The organism is Streptomyces sp. PSU-S4-23 (assembly GCF_055632315.1).
This window is the reverse complement of sequence record NZ_JBVMUU010000002.1, coordinates 3228603-3246301: the sequence shown is the minus strand read 5'-3', so window position 1 is coordinate 3246301 and position 17699 is coordinate 3228603. Positions and strand designations below refer to the sequence as shown.

The 17699-nt window shown below is 70.9% G+C and carries 18 protein-coding genes; 10 read left to right on the top strand and 8 right to left on the bottom strand.

Features of this window, described 5'->3' with window-relative positions; genetic code table 11:
• Positions 1–103 precede the first annotated feature (103 nt).
• Positions 104–637, bottom strand: a complete 534-nt coding sequence (locus ACZ79I_RS14945; protein WP_471497760.1) for a hypothetical protein — start codon at positions 635–637, stop codon at positions 104–106.
• A gap of 141 nt (positions 638–778) precedes the next feature.
• Between ACZ79I_RS14945 and ACZ79I_RS14940 the strand changes: the two genes are divergently transcribed.
• The 3 genes from ACZ79I_RS14940 (at position 779) to ACZ79I_RS14930 (ending at position 4471) form a co-directional block, all read left to right on the top strand.
• Positions 779–1483 carry a response regulator transcription factor gene (locus ACZ79I_RS14940; protein WP_471497758.1) on the top strand — a complete coding sequence of 235 codons (705 nt, stop codon included), beginning with the start codon at positions 779–781 and terminating at the stop codon, positions 1481–1483.
• Complete coding sequence (locus tag ACZ79I_RS14935) at positions 1480–2853, top strand: sensor histidine kinase (RefSeq protein ID WP_471497756.1); 1374 nt, start codon at positions 1480–1482, stop codon at positions 2851–2853. The genes ACZ79I_RS14940 and ACZ79I_RS14935 overlap by 4 nt, the downstream gene beginning before the upstream one ends.
• Positions 2854–3004: 151 nt before the next feature.
• The gene (locus ACZ79I_RS14930) at positions 3005–4471 is read left to right on the top strand and encodes a glycoside hydrolase family 18 protein (RefSeq protein WP_471497754.1); all 1467 of its coding nucleotides are present in this window, start codon (positions 3005–3007) and stop codon (positions 4469–4471) included.
• Between the two features lie 256 nt (positions 4472–4727).
• Here the strand turns inward: ACZ79I_RS14930 and ACZ79I_RS14925 are convergent, their stop codons facing one another.
• The 4 genes from ACZ79I_RS14925 to ACZ79I_RS14910 all read right to left on the bottom strand — a co-directional run bounded on the left by ACZ79I_RS14925 (position 4728) and on the right by ACZ79I_RS14910 (position 9567).
• A complete protein-coding gene (locus tag ACZ79I_RS14925; protein WP_471497752.1) occupies positions 4728–6155 on the bottom strand; it encodes a GH1 family beta-glucosidase in 1428 nt (475 codons plus the stop codon).
• Between the two features lie 150 nt (positions 6156–6305).
• Positions 6306–7220, bottom strand: a complete 915-nt coding sequence (locus tag ACZ79I_RS14920) for a carbohydrate ABC transporter permease (protein ID WP_471497750.1) — start codon at positions 7218–7220, stop codon at positions 6306–6308.
• On the bottom strand, positions 7217–8245 hold the full coding sequence (locus ACZ79I_RS14915; RefSeq protein ID WP_471497748.1) for a carbohydrate ABC transporter permease: 1029 nt from the start codon (positions 8243–8245) through the stop codon (positions 7217–7219). Before ACZ79I_RS14915 ends, ACZ79I_RS14920 begins: the two co-directional genes overlap by 4 nt.
• Positions 8242–9567, bottom strand: a complete 1326-nt coding sequence (locus ACZ79I_RS14910; protein ID WP_471497746.1) for an ABC transporter substrate-binding protein — start codon at positions 9565–9567, stop codon at positions 8242–8244. The genes ACZ79I_RS14915 and ACZ79I_RS14910 overlap by 4 nt, the downstream gene beginning before the upstream one ends.
• A gap of 359 nt (positions 9568–9926) precedes the next feature.
• Here ACZ79I_RS14910 and ACZ79I_RS14905 point away from each other — a divergent pair, with 359 nt between their 5' ends.
• The 5 genes from ACZ79I_RS14905 (at position 9927) to ACZ79I_RS14885 (ending at position 13881) form a co-directional block, all read left to right on the top strand.
• Positions 9927–10982 (top strand): LacI family DNA-binding transcriptional regulator, encoded by a 1056-nt coding sequence (locus ACZ79I_RS14905; protein ID WP_471497744.1) that lies wholly within the window; start codon positions 9927–9929, stop codon positions 10980–10982.
• Positions 10983–11153: 171 nt separating this feature from the next.
• Positions 11154–12251, top strand: coding sequence for a hypothetical protein (locus ACZ79I_RS14900; protein WP_471497742.1), 1098 nt, complete (start codon positions 11154–11156; stop codon positions 12249–12251).
• Positions 12252–12272: 21 nt separating this feature from the next.
• Positions 12273–13109, top strand: coding sequence for a serine/threonine-protein kinase (locus ACZ79I_RS14895; protein WP_471497740.1), 837 nt, complete (start codon positions 12273–12275; stop codon positions 13107–13109).
• A complete protein-coding gene (locus ACZ79I_RS14890) occupies positions 13103–13474 on the top strand; it encodes a VOC family protein (protein ID WP_471497738.1) in 372 nt (123 codons plus the stop codon). The genes ACZ79I_RS14895 and ACZ79I_RS14890 overlap by 7 nt, the downstream gene beginning before the upstream one ends.
• A 134-nt stretch (positions 13475–13608) precedes the next feature.
• Positions 13609–13881 (top strand): hypothetical protein, encoded by a 273-nt coding sequence (locus tag ACZ79I_RS14885; RefSeq protein WP_471497736.1) that lies wholly within the window; start codon positions 13609–13611, stop codon positions 13879–13881.
• Between the two features lie 257 nt (positions 13882–14138).
• Here the strand turns inward: ACZ79I_RS14885 and ACZ79I_RS14880 are convergent, their stop codons facing one another.
• The gene (locus ACZ79I_RS14880) at positions 14139–15440 is read right to left on the bottom strand and encodes an ammonium transporter (RefSeq protein ID WP_471497734.1); all 1302 of its coding nucleotides are present in this window, start codon (positions 15438–15440) and stop codon (positions 14139–14141) included.
• A 113-nt stretch (positions 15441–15553) separates the two neighbouring features.
• Positions 15554–15769, bottom strand: a complete 216-nt coding sequence (locus ACZ79I_RS14875; protein ID WP_471504969.1) for a hypothetical protein — start codon at positions 15767–15769, stop codon at positions 15554–15556.
• A gap of 368 nt (positions 15770–16137) precedes the next feature.
• On the opposite strand from ACZ79I_RS14875, the gene ACZ79I_RS14870 reads away from it, so the two are divergent.
• On the top strand, positions 16138–16296 hold the full coding sequence (locus tag ACZ79I_RS14870; protein ID WP_471497732.1) for a hypothetical protein: 159 nt from the start codon (positions 16138–16140) through the stop codon (positions 16294–16296).
• A 189-nt stretch (positions 16297–16485) separates the two neighbouring features.
• Positions 16486–17136 (top strand): helix-turn-helix domain-containing protein, encoded by a 651-nt coding sequence (locus ACZ79I_RS14865; RefSeq protein WP_471497730.1) that lies wholly within the window; start codon positions 16486–16488, stop codon positions 17134–17136.
• Here the strand turns inward: ACZ79I_RS14865 and ACZ79I_RS14860 are convergent.
• On the bottom strand, positions 17086–17670 hold the full coding sequence (locus ACZ79I_RS14860) for an MBL fold metallo-hydrolase (protein WP_471504966.1): 585 nt from the start codon (positions 17668–17670) through the stop codon (positions 17086–17088). The two genes, ACZ79I_RS14865 and ACZ79I_RS14860, sit on opposite strands and share 51 nt — an antisense overlap.
• Positions 17671–17699: the final 29 nt, after the last annotated feature.

Here is a 17699-nt window from a genome sequence, read left to right as displayed (position 1 = left end):
CCGTCGCGGGGGCGCGACCAGCCTCCCCCAAACGTTCGACTGCGTTCGAGCGGGGCGTCCCCGTCGCACCCGCAGGTGATGCACCGGACCTCCCGCGGAGCGCTCAGTACGTGCCCACGTCCACGTGCGGCGGCCCGTCGTGCCAGGTGCAGAAGACCGACACCCGGTCCGCGCCCGAGCTGAACTCCACCCGGATCCACGTCTCGGTCTTCCACACCTGCATCGACCAGCCGGGACCGGGCGTGGCGGACACGAGCGCGGCCGACGTCCTCCCCAGGTCGAACACCGCGCGCCCGCCGTCGGTGTCATAGCTCTTGACACGGCCGGACGCGGAGGAGGCGGAGGGTGAGGACGCCGCCGGGGCGGGACCGTCGCTCCCGGTGGGCGTCGTCGAGCGGGCCGGCGCCGGGCTCGGCGCGGACGCGTGGCTCGCGCTCCTCGACGGCCCGGGGCGCCCGGTCGACGAGGCCAGCGGCTTCGACCCCTGCGTCGTGGCGCCGCCCGCCGTGATCGGCAGCGCGCGCGGCGGGTCGTACGCGGTTCCCGCCATCACCGTGTGGACACCCCACCACGACAGTGTGACCGCCGCGCCGGTGGCGAGCGACCACGCCAGTACGTGCACGAGTCCTCTGAGCATCCCGGCCATAGTGCCTCAGCCGCCCCGGGGATGTCCCACGGATGGGCCACGGCTCGTACACGGTTTCGTTCACCCGTTGCCTCGCGGGGAGTTGTCCACAGGCCCCGGTCGGCCTCCGCCGCATGGCGTACGGTGCCGCCCATGGCAAGTGTGCTCGTGGTCGAGGACGACCAGTTCGTGCGCTCGGCGCTCATCAGGCATCTGACGGAGGCCGGGCACATCGTGCGCAGCGTCGGCACGGCGCTGGAGGCGCTGCGCGAGGTCGCCCACCTCTCGTTCGACGTCGTGATCCTCGACCTCGGACTGCCCGACCTGGACGGGTCCGAGGCGCTGAAGATGCTGCGCGGCATCACCGACGTGCCGGTGATCATCGCCACCGCGCGCGACGACGAGACGGAGATCGTCCGCCTGCTCAACGCGGGCGCGGACGACTATCTGACCAAGCCGTTCTCCGTCGAGCACCTGTCGGCACGGATCGCGGCGGTGCTGCGCCGCTCCCGCGCGGCCGCCGCGGAGGCCGCGCCGTCGCCGGTCATCCGGGTCGGCGGCCTCGCCATCGATCCCCGGCGCCGCCACGCCGAACTGGACGGTGTCCGGCTCGACCTGACCCGCCGTGAGTTCGACCTGCTCGCCTTCCTCGCCGGCCGGCCCGGCGTCGTCGTGCCGCGCAGGGAACTGCTCGCCGAGGTGTGGCAGCAGTCCTACGGGGACGACCAGACCATCGACGTGCATCTGTCCTGGCTCAGGCGGAAGCTGGGCGAGACCGCGGCCAGGCCCCGCTATCTGCACACGCTCCGGGGCGTCGGCGTGAAGCTGGAGCCACCGAGGCCGGAGCCGCTGTCATGAGGTGGGCGCTGGTCAAGGTGGCCGTGGCCGTCACCACGATGGTCGTGGTCGCCTTCGCGGTCCCGCTCGGGCTCGTCGTCAAGGAGATGGCGCGCGACCGGGCGTTCTCGAACGCGGAGCGCAAGGCCGCCGCGATCGCGCCGGCGCTGTCCATCACCACCGACCGGGACGAATTGGAGCGGGTCGTCGCCTCGGCCGGCTCGGACGACGGGATCGCCGTGCACCTGCCGGCGGGTGAGGGCACGAATGCGGTCGACATCGGCCGCCGGCGCGCCACCGGCAAGGACATCGCGACCACGCGCCGACTGGGCCGGGCCTCCACCACCGAGGTCGCGGGCGGCTCGACGCTGTTGCAGCCCACCGCGCTCAGCTCGGGCGCGATCGCCGTCGTCGAGGTGTACGTGCCGGACGCCGAGATGACCAACGGCGTCGGCACGGCCTGGGCGGTGCTCGCCGGGGTCGGCGTCGCGCTGGTCGTCGGCTCGGTGGCGGTCGCCGACCGGCTCGGCATACGGATGGTGCGGTCCGCGCGGCGCCTGGTGGAGGGCGCGCACGAACTCGGGGAGGGCAAGCTCGGGGCGCGCGTCCCGGATGAGGGGCCGACCGAACTGCGCCTGGCGGCGGTCGCGTTCAACTCGATGGCCGACCAGGTCGTGCAACTGCTGGCGAACGAGCGGGAGCTGGCGGCCGATCTCTCCCACCGCCTGCGCACGCCGCTGACCGTGCTGCGGCTGAACGCGGCCTCGCTGGGTGACGGGCCGGCCGCCGAGCAGACGCGGGCTGCGGTGGCCCAGCTGGAGCGCGAGGTCGACACGATCATCCGGACGGCGCGGGAGGCGAAACCGCAGACCGCGGCGGCGGGCCCGGGCGCCGGGTGCGACGCGGCCGAGGTGGTGCGCGAGCGGATGGAGTTCTGGTCGGCGCTCGCGGAGGACGAGGGCCGCAAGTGGCGGGTGGCCGGGGCCGACCGGCCGGTGCGCATACCCGTCGCCCGCGCCGACCTTGCAGCCGCCCTCGACGCACTGCTCGGGAACGTCTTCCGGCACACCCCGGAGGGCACCGCGTTCGCGGTCGACGTGCACAACGGCGAGGACGCGGTGATCGTACTGGTGTCCGACGCGGGGCCCGGCATCCCGGACCCGGAGGCGGCGATGGCCCGGGGCCGCGGCTCGGGCAGCGAGGGCTCGACGGGCCTCGGCCTGGACATCGTGCGCCGGCTCGCGGAGTCGACCGGCGGGGACGTGCGGATCGGTTCGTCGGTGCTGGGCGGCACGGAGGTCCGGATCTGGATCCAGCTCGACGGGCGTGCCCCGCTGCGGCGGGGCCACCGGGGGGCGGTACGGCGGCGCAGACGCACGGCCGCGGCATAGCCGCATCGGTCTCTGCCTTTAACCGTCCCCGATCCCTCCCTTAAGCGCACCCTAAGATCCGCAACCACCGCCCGGATCGGGCGTGTTGTCCGGTTCCGGGTCGCTAGCGTGCTGCCGATTCCACCACCGTGAGGACGAAGGCAGGCACGCGATGAGCAGTACGCACCGGCGCAGGGTGAGCGGCCGGAACAAGGCGATGGGCGGCCTCGTCGCCGCGGCCGTGGTCGGCGGCGGCGCGCTCGTGCTCACCGGCACCGCACACGCCGCAGGAGTGGGCGCCGTCTACACCAGGACCAGCGACTGGTCGACGGGTTACACCGGGCAGTACGTCGTCACCAACGACAGCGGTCAGGCCGAGGGCGACTGGACGCTGCGGTTCGACCTGCCCTCCGGGGCGAGGCTCGGCTCTCTGTGGAACGGCACGTCCACGGTGAGCGGACAGCACGTCACCGTGAAGCCGCCGTCGTGGGACAAGGACGGGCTGGCCGCGGGCGAGTCGGTGACCGTCGGCTTCGTCGTGAACGGCTCCGGCGACCCGGTCGGCTGCCTCATCGACGGCGCGAAGTGCTCCGCCGACGACGGCACGACACCCGAGCCGAGCGGCCGCCCCACCGGCTCCCCGGCCCCCACCGGCTCCCCGGCCCCCACCCGGTCCGCGACGCCCACCGGCACTGCGGCCCCGACGGCGGCGCCCTCCCCGTCCGGGACCCCCGGCACCGGCACGCCCGCCGCCGGCTTCGCCCCGTACGTCGACACATCCCTCTACCCGGCCTTCGACCTGGTCGCCTCCGCCGACGCCACGGGGGTCAAGGACTACAACCTGGCGTTCGTCACCGACGGCGGCGGCTGCACACCCAAGTGGGGCGGCGTCACCGACCTCGGCGCCGACGCGGTGGCCGCGCAGATCGGCGCCCTGCGCGCCAAGGGCGGCGACGTCCGTGTCTCCTTCGGCGGCGCCTCCGGTTCGGAGCTGGCCACGACCTGCACCTCGGCGGACGCGCTGGCCGCGGCGTACGGGAAGGCCGTGGACGCGTACAGGCTCACCAAGGTCGACTTCGACGTGGAGGGCGGCGCGCTGCCGAACACGGCCGCGAACACCCGCCGTGCCCAGGCCATCGCCGAACTCCAGCAGCAACACCCGGGCTTGGACGTCTCGTTCACCCTGCCCGTCATGCCGGAGGGCCTGACCCAGGACGGCGTGAACCTGCTCTCCGACGCCAGGTCCAACGGCGTGAAGATCTCCGCCGTCAACATCATGGCGATGGACTACGGGGCCTCCTACAGCGGTGACATGGGCACCTACGCGGAGCAGGCCGCGACCGCCACCCAGGCCCAGATCAAGAGCGTCCTCGGTCTGTCCGACGCCGCCGCCTGGAAGGCGGTCGCGGTCACCCCGATGATCGGCGTCAACGACGTCTCCGCCGAGGTCTTCAAGGTCGACGACGCCACCCAGCTGGTGAACTTCGCCAGGTCCAAGGGCCTCGGCTGGCTGTCGATGTGGTCGGCCACCCGGGACAAGCAGTGCTCCGGCGGTGCCAAGCCCACCGCGGACGCGACATGCAGCTCGATCGTCCAGGACCCGTTCGCCTTCTCGAAGGCGTTCGGCGCGTACAAGTGACCGGCGTCCGCGCGTGACACCGGGCCACCGGGCAACGGGGGACGCGCGCCCCGGCCGGCCTGCCCCCCATCCGGCCGGGACGCGCGCCGTACGCGCTCGGGCGGGCTCGGGCGCGCTCGGGCGGGCTCGGGCGGCGGAGCCCGCACAGGCTGCCCGCTCCACCTCCGGCCCGGATGGCGCACCGGAACCCCGCCCCCCCCCGGTGGACCCGCCCGGGGCGCGGCACTCCCCTCTTGTGTGCCGCGCCCCGGACGACTCAGTCCTCCAGCGGCGGAAGTGCCCCCGTCCGCGCCGCGCGCCCGTACCAGCGCGCGCTCGACTTCGGGGTCCGCGCCAGCGTCGCGTAGTCCACGTACACGGCCCCGAACCGCTTGCCGTAGCCGTACGCCCACTCGAAGTTGTCCATCAGCGACCAGAGGAAGTAGCCGCGGACGTCCGCACCGTCCGCGATGGCCCGGCGGACCGCCGACAGATGGCCGTGCAGGTAGGCGATCCGCTCCGGGTCGTGGACGCGGCCGTCCGGGTCCGGCTTGTCGTCGTAGGCCGCGCCGTTCTCCGTCACGTACAGGGGCAGGCCCGGTGCCTCCCGCGTGTACCGCATGATCAGCTCGTGCAGGCCCGTGGGGTCGATGGACCAGCCCATCTCCGTGCGCTCACCCGATGTGTGGTGGAACGCCACGTCGTCCGCGCCCGGCCAGGGCGAGTGCTCGCTCAGGCCGTGACCGTCCGCGCGGCGGGTGCTCGCGTCCGCCGACGAGGCCGCCGACACGAGGGTCGGCGTGTAGTAGTTGAGGCCCAGCGCGTCCAGCGGCTGGTGGATCGCCTCCAGGTCGCCGTCCCGGAGGTGCGACCAGTCGGTGATCGACGAGGTCGCCTCCAGCAGCGTCCGGGGGTAGGACCCGCGCAGCATCGGGCCGTGGAAGACGCCGTTGGCCAGGTCGTCGATCTTCAGGCCCGCCGCCAGGTCGGCCGGGTCCTGCGACACCGTGCGCACCACGGCCGAGTTGAGGCTCACCGCCACCGAGTTGCGGGCCGGCATCACGGACCGCAGCGCGGAGGTGCCGAGGCCGTGGGCCAGGTTCAGATGGTGGGCCGCGCGCAGCGACGCCGCCGCGTCCGTGCGGCCCGGGGCGTGCACCCCGGAGCCGTAGCCCAGGAAGGCGCTGCACCACGGCTCGTTCAGGGTGATCCACTGTTCCACGCGGTCGCCCAGCGCCTCGCCCACGAGCCGGGCGTACTCGGCGAACCGGAACGCCGTGTCCCGCTCCGGCCAGCCGCCCGCGTCCTCCAGTTCCTGCGGCAGGTCCCAGTGGTAGAGGGTGATCGCCGGTTTGATGCCGTGGGCGAGGAGTTCGTCCACCAGCCGGCGGTAGAAGTCCAGGCCCCGCTGCACCGCCGGCCCCCGGCCGGTCGGCTGCACACGCGACCAGGAGATCGAGAACCGGTACGCCGTCAGGCCCAGCTCGGCCATCAGCGCCACGTCCTCGCGGTAGCGGTGGTAGTGGTCGACAGCGATGTCACCGGTCTCACCGGCGGCGGTCTTGCCCGGCGTATGGCTGAAGGTGTCCCAGATGGAGGGGGTGCGGCCGTCCTCCCGTACCGCCCCCTCGATCTGGTACGCGGAGGTCGCCGCGCCCCAGAGGAAGGCGGGAGGAAACGTCACGGACGGAACGGGCTCAGACATGGAAGCGCTCCCATTGATGGTCGTGGAGACCGACGGTGGTAGGGGAGGAACAGGGCGAAGGGGCCGGGGCGGTGGTGACCCGGCCCCAGGGGCTGTGGGCGGTGGCGACGGGGACTTCCCCGCGCCGACGAGGCCGGACGTGGGGGAGGATCAGCCCTTGATCGCACCCGCCATGATCCCGCCCACGATCTGCTTGCCGAACAGCAGGAAGGCGATCAGCAGCGGCAGCGTGCCGAGCAGGGCCCCCGCCATGATCACCGCCTGGTCGGGAACGTAGCCGGTGCCGAGGGAGTTGAGCGCGACCTGCACGGTCGGGTTCTGCTGGTTGAGGGCGATGATCGGCCACAGGAAGTCGTTCCAGGCGAACACGAAGGTCAGCAGCCCGAGTACGGCCATCGCGGGCCGTGCCGCGGGGAAGACCACGTGCCACACGACCCGCAGACTGCTCGCGCCGTCCACGCGCGCCGCCTCGATCAGTTCGGTGGGCAGCGCCTGCACCAGGTACTGCCGCATGAAGAACGTGCCGAAGGCGGTCACCAGCGTCGGCAGGACGACGGTCTGCAACTGGTTGGACCAGCCGAGGTCGGACATCCACAGGTACAGCGGTACGACGGCCAGCTGCGGCGGGATCATCATCGTGCCGATGGTCAGCAGCAGCAGGGCGCCGGAGAACCGGAACCGCAGCTTGGCGAAGGCGAAGCCGGCGAGCGTGGAGAACAGGACCGTGCTCACGGTGATGGTGCCCGCGACGAGCGTGGAGTTGACCATCGCGGTGCCGAGCCCGGCCTGCTCCCAGGCGGCCTGCAGGTTCTTGAACAGGTTCCCGCCGAACCACAGGGGCGGTGGCGTCTCGGCGAGCCGCCGGTCGGTGCGCGAGGCGGCGATCGCCGTCCACACCAGCGGCGCCAGGGAGACCAGCGCGAAGACGGTCAGCACGACATAGGTGACCGGGCCCGCGTCCAGCTGCTTGCCGGCGCCCATCACCCGGGGGCGCCGGGGGCCCCGGCCGCCCTTCGCCCCCGCACTCGGCCGGGCCTGAGGGAGAGTCAGGTCACTTGTGGTCATAGGGACTTCCTCAGCCGTCGGGTGAACAGCATGTTGATCACGGCCACCACCAGCAGGATCAGGAACATCGACCAGGCGATCGCCGACGCCTTGCCGAGGTTGCCGATGATCCAGCCCTGGTCGTACATGTACAGGCCGAGCGTCTGGTACTGGTGCTCGGAGCCGCCCTTGGAGCCGCTCACGCCGCCGAACAGCAGGGGCTCGCCGAACAGCTGGGTGGCGCCGATGGTGGAGACGATCACCGTGAACAGGATCGTCGGCCGCAGCATCGGGATGGTCACATGGCGGAACTGCTGCCAGCGTCCCGCGCCGTCGAGGGCCGCCGACTCGTACAGGTCGGTGGGGATCGCCTGCATCGCCGCGAGGTAGATCAGCGCGTTGTAGCCGGTCCAGCGCCAGATCACGATCGACGAGACGGCGAACTGCGAACCCCAGTCGGACTCCCGCCAGTTGACGGGGTCGACACCGGCGAAGTGCAGCAGCCAGTTGATCATGCCGCCGTCCCAGGAGTACAGCAGCGTGAAGACCAGTGTCGCCGCCGCCACCGAGGTGGCGTACGGGGTGAGCATCACGACCCGCCAGACGGTCGAGCCGCGCAGCCGGTAGTTGAGCAGATGGGCGAGCCAGATCGCCGCCATGAGCTGCGGCACGGTCGAGATCACACCGATGGTGAAGGTGTTCTTCAGGGCGTTCCAGAAGAAGTCCGAGGACAACAGGTTGCGGTAGTTGTCCAGGCCCGCCCAGGTCTGGTGGTCCAGCGCGGACAACTGCACGTGGTGCAGCGAGTACCAGGCCGTGTACAGCAGCGGGACCAGCGAGAAGGCCCCGAAGACGACGAAGAAGGGTGTGATGAAGACGTACGGTGACGCCTTCATGTCCCAGCGGTACAGCCGGCTGCGCCAGGAGCCGGGGCCGGCCGGCGGCGTACCGCGACCCTGAGCGCCCCGGACCGCGCCCGGCTGCCTGCCGGACGCGGTCTCGGCGCTCGACGCGGGGTGCGCGAGAGCCTCTTTGGAGCTGGTCACTGGCCGAGCACGTCCTTGATCTCCTTGGTGGCCGCGCTCCATCCCTGGGCCGGGGTCTTGCCCTTCTGCTCGACCTGGAGGATGCCGACGTCGGTGATCGCGGAGCCGATCGGCTGGTCCTTGATACCGAAGTGCTGGGTCGGGATGGTCTTCGCCGAGTCGGAGAAGATCTGCGTGATCGGCGCGTTCGAGAAGTACGCCGTGGTGTCGGCCTGCGGCTTCAGGTTCGCGTACGCCGACGGGGTCGACGGGAAGCTGGCCTGCTTGGCGAAGACCTTCGCCTGCTGCTCGGGCGCGGTCAGCCACTTCGCCAGGGCGATGGACTCCTTCTGGTGCTTGCCCGCCGTCGGCACGCCGAGGAAGGAGCCGCCCCAGTTGGCCGCGGTCGGCGCAGCCGCCACGTCCCACTTGCCCTTGCCGGATTCACCGGACTTCTGCTCGATGTAGCCGATCATCCAGGCCGGGCAGGCCACCGTCGCGAAGGTGCCGTTGGCGAAGCCCTGGTCCCACGTGGGGTCGAACTGCTTCAGCTTGGCCGACATGGTGCTCGTCGCCACGTCCATGGCGACGTTCCAGGACGTCTTCACACCCGAGGACTTGTCCCAGATGACGTTGCCGTCCTTGTCGTAGTACCGCTCGGTCGCGCCGCCGAGGGCCGCGTTGTAGACGGAGGACGCGGAGTCCACGAACTTGGTGCCCTTCGGCGCCTTCTTCATGTACTGCCTGCCGAGGCCGACGTACTTGGCCCAGTCGCCCTTCCACTGCGCGGCGAGCTTGGTGCGGTCCGTCTCCAGGCCGGCCTTCTGGAAGAGGTCCTTGCGGTAGCAGATGGCCATCGGGCCGATGTCGGTGCCGAGCCCGATCGTCTTGCCGTCCTTGGTGGTGGCCTGCGCCGTCTTCCACGGCAGCCACTGGGAGGTGTCGACTTCCTTGCCGAGGTCGACGAACTTCGCGGCCTGCGTCTGCACGGCCTCGGTGATGTTGCCGACCTCGATCGCCTGGATGTCGTCGGTGCCGGAGCCGGCCTGCAGGCGGGTGAGGACCTTGGGCCAGTACACGTCGGTGCGGGTGGTGACGTTCTCCTTGATGGTGATGTCCGGGTGGAGCTTCATGTACTCGTCATACAGGCCGGCCTGCTTGTAGCCGAAGACGCCGAAGGTGCCTATCGTCAGCGTCGTCTTGCCCTTGCCGCCTCCACCACCGTTCGAGTCCGACGAGCTGTCGCCCGAGTCATTGGCGCAGCCGGCCAGCAGCCCCGTGGCCAGCGCGGCGACGGCCGCGAAGGCCGCCAGCCTGTGGGACCGGCGGGTACTCGTGCGCATGTGTCCTCCTGTTGCCTGACGTGCCGACCCCCCGGCCAACTGCATTGGTTGGGCCCGTTCGTACTCGCTGCGGCTCGGGCGGGGAACGTGCGGGACGTGTATGTGTCAGGTACTGTGGGAGCGCTCCCACAAGTGATGTGTTGAAGAGTCGCGGGTTCGTGCGGGGGTGTCAAGGGAGCGGACGGGGGGAGATGTGTTCAGTTATCGGGACGTTAACTGGGCCGGCGGGTGACCGCCTCGGCCGGGCGACCGCCTCGGCCGGGCCCGGCTCCGGGCCCGGCGGCCCCCGGGGCGATCGGCGGTGTCGGACGGGGCTGTTACATTCCAGGCCGGGGTGGTGACGACGGGAGGCGGGGCCAATGGCAAGCCACGGAGTGCGGGGCCGCAGCGGGGGCCGGCCGACCCTCGAAGAGGTGGCCGCGCGCGCAGGCGTCGGCCGCGGCACGGTCTCCCGGGTGATCAACGGCTCCCCGCGGGTGAGCGATGCGACGCGCGCCGCCGTCGAGGCCGCCGTCGCGGAGCTGGGCTATGTGCCCAACACCGCGGCACGGGCGCTGGCCGCCAACCGCACCGACGCGATCGCCCTCGTCGTCCCCGAGCCGGAGACCCGATTCTTCGCAGAACCGTACTTCTCGGACATGTTGCGCGGTGTGGGTGCCGCGTTGTCCGACACGGAGATGCAACTGCTGCTGATCTTCGCGGGCAACGACCGGGAACGCCGCAGGCTGGCCCAGTACCTGGCGGCCCACCGGGTGGACGGCGTCCTGCTGGTCTCGGTGCACGCCGACGACCCGCTGCCCGACCTTCTCGCCCAGCTGGAGATCCCGGCGGTGATCAGCGGCCCGCGTTCGCAGGACGAGCCCCTGCCGTCGGTGGACTCCGACAACCACGGCGGCGGCCGCTCGGCCGTCGAGCACCTGATCGCCCGGGGCCGTTCGCGCATCGCCACGATCGCGGGCCGGCTCGACGTGTACGGCGCGCAGCGGCGCGTGGAGGGCTACCGGGACGCGCTGCGGGACGCCGGCCGCGAGGTGGACGAGGCCCTGATCGCGCCCGGTGACTTCACGGAGGAGGGCGGCCGCCGCGCCATGACCGAACTCCTGGCCCGCTGCCCGGACCTGGACGCGGTGTTCGCGGAGTCGGACGTGATGGCGGCGGGCGCGCGCCAGGTGCTGCGCGAGGCGGGCCGCCGCATTCCCGACGACGTGGCGCTGGTCGGCTACGACGACTCGGCGATAGCCCGCCACATGGACCCGCCCCTGACGAGCGTGCGCCAGCCGATCGAGGAGATGGGCCGCGCGATGATCGACCTGCTCCTCGACGAGATAGCCGACCGCCGCCCGGCGGCCTCACGGAGCCTGGAGCGGCGTCAGGTGGTCCTGCCCACGCGGCTGGTGCAGCGCGACTCGTCCTGAGCTTGACTCTGAAGCTCCTATGGATCGTCAAGCGGCTGGAGATGCCGGGGATCTCGAGATTCGTGAAGTGCCGTCCCTGGCCGTCCCCTCGTTGTTCCCGATGACGCTGTGCAATCATGCCGACGTGGCTCTGAGGAGGGGCTGCAGTGGCTGCAGGACGGGGAGTTCGGCGTGGGCGCGGGTGGGGGAAAAGATGGTTCGTTCATATCCGACGAAGAATGGGAGCGGTTCCTGCGCGAGTCGGTGACGGGTGTCACCGATGCGCCCACGGAGCCGTCGGCGCGCGCCCGCAGCGTGGCGAACCGCCTGCGTGAGGAGCCCGACCGCCCAGCGGGCTGGCGTACCTACACGCCCGCCCGGTCCGGGCGGCGGAAGGGCTGGTACGTGGCCGGACTTCTGGCTTTGGGACTGCTGCTGGCCGTGGCGCTCGCCCCGGCGCGGATCGTCGGATTGTTCGGCGGGGAAAGTTCGGACGCTCGGCCGCTGGGGGCCGAGACCGGGCGCCCGGAACACGCGCCTGGGGCAGAGCCGGCCCTACGGCCTACCCTCGACGAACCGTTCAGGGGATCACCGGCGGCGCGCTGGGCGAGCGGTTCGGCAGGGATCACGGTGCCGGAGGCCAAAGCGGTCGGATGGATGAGTGCGGCCCAGGTGGAACGGGCTCTTGAACAGAGCCGGGCCTTCCTGGTCGCTTCCAGCCTGGATCCCGGAGTACTGCGGGGCGAGCGCCCCGAGAAGGCGATCACGCTGATCAACCCGCATCAACAGGACGTCCAGGCCTTCCTGAAGGCCGCGTTCCGGACACCCGGCGAAGAGAACGACCCGCTCTTGCTGTTCAGCCGCTTCCAGACCTCGCAAGCACGCCTGGTCGGAGACGTGGTCAAGACCCGGGGCCGGATCACCTATCGGGAGGGCGAGCGCGGTGCGCTCCAGGTGACCGCCGACGTCACCTTTGTCTACCCGGTCACACGCGCAGCGCCGGGCAGCGGTGAGGTCGTGCGCACGATCGTACGGCGCGAGGTGGTGATGAGTTGGGACGATCCGGCCAAGGTGATCACAAAGCCGGGAACGTTCTCGCTCGTCTCCTACAAACTCGACATGACCAACGGCGGCTGCGGCACCCACACCGGCTACTTCGCGCCGGCATTCGGGGCGGAACAGCCGACCGGCACACCCGGCGCCGAGGTCGATCCGTACGACCGCAGCACACCGATCGACCAACACATTCGGGCCGCGGGTGACGGGTGCGGGACCGCCACACGGTCCTAGTGTCCTGAGCCTGAGCCCGGCATGGGGCATCCGCTGCTCGGCCTGTCCGCGATCGACGTCCTGGAGCCGTGTCTGCGCCGTGTGGGCGAGGTCTTCCGCGCGTTCCGCCGGCAGGACTCCGGGTGTGTGTCGTACGGGGTGCGGCTGCCGGACGGCGAGCGGTGGTTCGTCAAGGAGGCGGTCACCGAGGGGGCGTGCCGCTCGCTGGAGCGCGCCTGGGCGTTCCACCGCGCGGTGTGTCATCCGGTGATCGTGCCCCAGGTCCACCGCATCGCGGTGGACGGGGGCCGGGTCGCCGCCGTGATGCCGTGGCGGGAGGGCGAGGTGCTGTACCACGCGACGGTGGACGGACGCGGCGACCGTACGAGCCCGGGCAGTGCGATGGCGCGCTTTCGCGCGCTGCCGGTTCCCGAGGTCCTGCGCGTCCTGGACCGGGTGCTGGACGCCCACCTCGCGGTGGAGGCGGCCGGGTACGTCGCGGTCGACTTCTACGACGGGTGTCTGCTGTACGACTTCGCCGGGCGGGCGGTGCACCTGGTCGACCTCGACGAGTACCGGCCCTGCCCGTTCGTCCTGCGCGAGGAGCGGCTGCCGGGCTCCCGGCGGTTCATGGCGCCCGAGGAGTTCCGGCGCGGGGCGGTCGTCGATGTGCGGACGACCGTCTTCGTGCTGGGCCGCGCCATACGGCTGCTGCTGGACGCGGGCGACGAGGAACGCGCGTGGCGGGGAACGCCGGCCCAGCGGGACGTGGTACGGCGGGCCACCCGCCCGGTGCCGGGTGGACGGTTCGGCGGTGTGGGCGAGTTCGTGGACGCGTGGCGGGCCGTGGCCGGGGCGGACACAATCGGGGGGTGCTGAGTATCGGGTCCGTCGTGCTGGGTGTGTCCGACGTGGGGCGGGCCGCCGCCTTCTGGATGAAGGCGCTGGGCTATGTGGCGAGGGACGGGATCGAGGACGACTGGGCCGTGCTCGTGCCGCCGGACGGGGCCGCCGGGCCGCGGCTGTCGCTGGGGCTGAGCGAGACACCTCTCCAGGAGCACCCGCGGGTGCATCTCGATCTGTACGCGGGCGATGCCGCCGACCAGGCCGCCGAGGTGCGGCGACTGCTGGGGCTCGGCGCGCGGCGGGTCGACTGGGACCTGTACCCGGAGGACGCCGACTTCGTCGTGCTGGCCGATCCGGACGGCAACCGGTTCTGCGTCATCGACACCGGGGGCGCCTGAGAAGCACTCGGCCGGTGACCCGCTGAAGAGGGTCTCCTGCCGGTTGCCGGGAGTTGCCTCAAGTCCCAGTGGGCTACTGGGCGCTGACGGTACGCTGACCGCCCCCATCGAGCCTGTATGACCCGGAGGTCTGTATGGCTGATCAGCCCGTCAAGGCGCACTTCGCCCAAGACGTCGATCTTCCCGACGGGCGGAGGGTCCGGGTCAGCGCGTATCCCGACGGGAGCATCAGGTTCCGGGTGGACGGCCTGCCCTACGTCCTGACCGAGGCGTACCTCAGTGGGAACCCCGAGAAGGACCACGCCGTCGTGAAGCTCTCGCCCGGCAAGCAGGGCAGCAGTGCCTCCAGGAACTACGTGGAATGGCTGGAGGGCAGGAACAACAACCCGACGGCCACCTCGGCCTGACTCAGGACCCGGCCCGGGCCATGAGCCGTACGCAAGAGGCCGATGACCCCGTCACAGCAGGTCATCGGCGGGCGCGGCCTGCTGCTGGTTGCCGGGCTGCCCCGGAGACACCATGTACACAGCCTCGCCGCACACTGGCCCAGGTCCAAGTACATCCAGTACGAGGGCCTGGGCGCAGCAGGCCGAGAACACGGAGCTGACACCGTGCGGCAAACCCTCGGGGCAGACTGCGGGCGTGCCACGGCAGTGGCATGCTCCTAGAGCGTCGGAGACGAGGAGACGGCGGGCGCTGAACCGGTGGCCACGGGGTGGAGGAGGTCGTAGGCGCTCTCGGCGTGCAGATGGACGTCGACGCCACCCTCCTCGACCTCGGGCCGCACCCGCAGGCCCATCGTCCTGTCCAGCGCCTTGGCGATGAGCCAGGTGACGGCGAAGGAGTACAGCAGGACGGCGAAGGCGCCCACGGCCTGCTTGCCCAGCAAGGAGGAGCCGCCGCCGTAGAGCAGGCCGTCGACGCCGTTGGGGGCGTCCGAGGTGGCCAGGACGCCGACCAGCAGGGTTCCGGTGATGCCGCCGACGAGGTGGATGCCGACCACGTCCAGGGAGTCGTCGTAGCCGAACTTGTACTTCAGGCCGACGGCGAGCGCACAGACCGCACCGCCGATCGCTCCGAGGACAAGCGCGCCGACCGGGGACACCGCCCCGCAGGACGGGGTGATGGCGACCAGTCCGGCGATCGCGCCCGACGCGGCGCCCAAGCTCGTGGAGTGGCCATCGCGGAGCTTTTCGACGAGGAGCCAGCCGAGCATCGCCGAGCAGGTCGCGGTGAAGGTGTTGAGGACGACGACGGACGCGGCGTTGGAGGAGGTGAGGGCGGAGCCGCCGTTGAAGCCGAACCAGCCGAACCACAACAGGCCCGCGCCGAGCATCACCAGGGGCAGGTTGTGGGGCCGTTCCGCCCCTCCGTCCTTCTTCCAGCCCAGGCGCTTGCCGAGGACGAGGATCACTGCCAGTGCCGCGGCACCTGAGTTGATGTGGACGGCCGTGCCGCCGGCGTAGTCGATGGCGCCGAGCCTGTTGACGATCCAGCCGCCGACGACGCCCTTGCCGTTGAAGGCGAACACCCAGTGGGCGACCGGCAGATAGACCAAGGTCACCCAGATCCCGGTGAAGGCCATCCAGGCGCCGAACTTGATGCGGTCCGAGATCGCCCCGCAGATCAGGGCGGCGGTCAGGGCCGCGAACAGGGCCTGGAAGGCGGCGAACACCGAGAGCGGGATGACCGCCTTCGGGTCGTCCTTCATCACACCGCTCAGACCGAAGTACTCGGTGACGTCACCGAGTAGTCCGGCGCCGCCGATCGAGTCGCCGAAGGAGGCCGAGAAGCCGTAGACCACCCAGATGCAGCCGACGAGGGAGACGGCTCCGAATGTCATCATGATCATATTCAGGACGCTCTTCGCGGCGACCATCCCGCCGTAGAAGAGGGCCAGCCCCGGCACCATCAGACAGACGAGTGCCGTGCTCGCGAGCATCCAGGCGGTACTTCCGGTGTCCATGCGCACGCTCCGCGGAGTGGATCGGTGGGTCCCACAGGCGGCGGGCCCACAGAAGGAAACGAAGTTTCACTGCAGTAGACCGGTCGGGTGTTACGGGACGCTCACACGCCGAATTAAGGGCGGGTTTCGGTCACTGCTCCGCCCGCCCGGTGGCGGCGGCGAGCTGCTGCGGCCTCGGCCTTCGGGGCCACGAGGCAGCCCATCATCTCGGTGTTCTCGATCGCACAGACCTTGCCGGCGCCGTACATCTTGACGGCCTCGGCGGCGGTGGCGGCCTGATCGGCGTCGCCGATGAAGGCGGCAGAGGGCTCGCCAAGCCGTCTGGCTATGGTCAGCAGCTCGAAGCTCGGCTTCCCGGCAGCGCCGACGACGTGGTCGAGGAGAATCCAGTCTCAGTCATTGTTCTTTGACTCCCCCTGCCCCAGATGAACTTCTTCGACGCGAGGAAGTCGGCCAGCGCCTTGGCGCCCGGGCCGTGCTCGTCCTGCACGATGTCACCGGCGGTCCGCGCCGGGCCGGCGTCGGCGGCCCTGACGGTGGTCCACGCCCCCGAGAGGCCGACCTGGCCGGCCTCCAGGCCGAGTTCGGCGAGGTCGAGGGTCTCGAACGGCTAATCTGCGTAGAACAGATCGTCGCCTGCCTACCGAAGGAATGCCCGGCTTCGTGGCGGAGGTCGGGCCGATCGATCTTCAACGGTATGCCGTTCCCTCGCGTGCGGACCCGTGTCGTCCACCAGGAGACGGCGCTCGGCTTCATCGCCGCGGGCGTGGGATTCACGCTGCTGCCGGAGTCGGTCTCGTCACTCATGCCCTCGTCGGTCCGAGTGGCCCGGATCGCCCCTCCCCGACCACCGTGATGCACGTCGCCGAACCACGGACGCTCACCCCGGCCGCGCGGTTGTTCCGGCGGGCACTCTTCGAGGCGGCGGCGGCCGTGTCCACGCCTTCGTCGGCCTGACAACCGCAGTGGGCACGACTCCCGTTACGGTGCGGGCCGGCAGAGCCGCGGCCACTGGCAGTGGACGCTGTGACGTTAGGGTGTACATATGGGAGAAGATGCGAACGCGCTGCTGCGCAACGTCGGCACGGCACGCGACCGCCATGCCGACGAGCCGATCGAGACACTCGAACTCGAGGCAGCGATCGCCCGCAACGTACGTGAACTGCGCCGTCAGCGCGGGCTTTCGGTCACCGACCTGGCGGCCAAGGTCGGTATCTCCAAAGCGATGCTTTCCAAGATCGAGAATGCCCAGACCTCGTGCAGCCTCAGCACGCTCTCCCTGCTGGCCAAAGGCCTCGACATTCCAGTGACCTCGCTGTTCCGCGGAGCCGACGCCGAGCGCCCGGCCTCCTATGTGAAGGCCGGGCGAGGCACACCGATCGTTCGGAACGGCAGCCAGGTGGGGCATGACTACAAGCTCCTCGGGTCCCTTCGCGGTGAGCACAAGCGTCTCGAGTGCCTGCTCGTGACTCTCACCGCGAAGAGCCAGACCTATCCACTCTTCCAGCACCCCGGCACCGAGTTCATCTACATGCTGGAAGGCGTGATGGACTACGGCCACGGACGCAGTGTCTACCGCCTCAAGCCGGGCGATACCCTGATCCTCGACGGCGAGGGAGCCCACGGCCCCGTCGAACTGGTGGACCTACCGATCCGCTTCCTCTCCGTGATTGCTTTCCCCGACGGCACCAACTGAGGCCGCCGTCCAGGTCACTGCGGAAGGCAGCAACCTCAGCCGCGCGGAGACAGTTCGAGGCTCCTGCCGTCGCAACCTGGAACGAGTCGCGTTCGTCGCCGATGGTGGTGTCCTCGCCGTGTCCGGAGTGGACGACGGTGCCGTTGTCCGGAGTGGACGACGGTCTCCTCGGGGAGGGTGAAGCGGGCCGGATGGAGTCTTCGAGAACGGGCCGGCCGGAGTAGGACCGGCCGGTCGTGCCGGGGCCGCCGTTGAACCGGGTGTCGCCGGTGAACACGCAGCCCAGGTCGGGGCGTGGAGGCAGACCGCGCTGCGGGCGTGCCCGGGTGTGTGCAGGATCCGCAGTGTCGTCCGGCGACCTCGATGGAGCTGCCCGTCGGCCAGGTCCCCGTCCCAGAGCTCGCCCTGCTCACCGGTGCCGTGCGTGAGCTCCCACAGCGGCCGGTCGCCGGGGTGCAGCAGGACCGGAGCCTTGGTCCGCTCCCGCAGTGCCGGCGCGACGCGTACGTGGTCGTCGTGGGCGTGCGTGCACATGATCGCCGTGACCATGCGGTGGCAGGCGG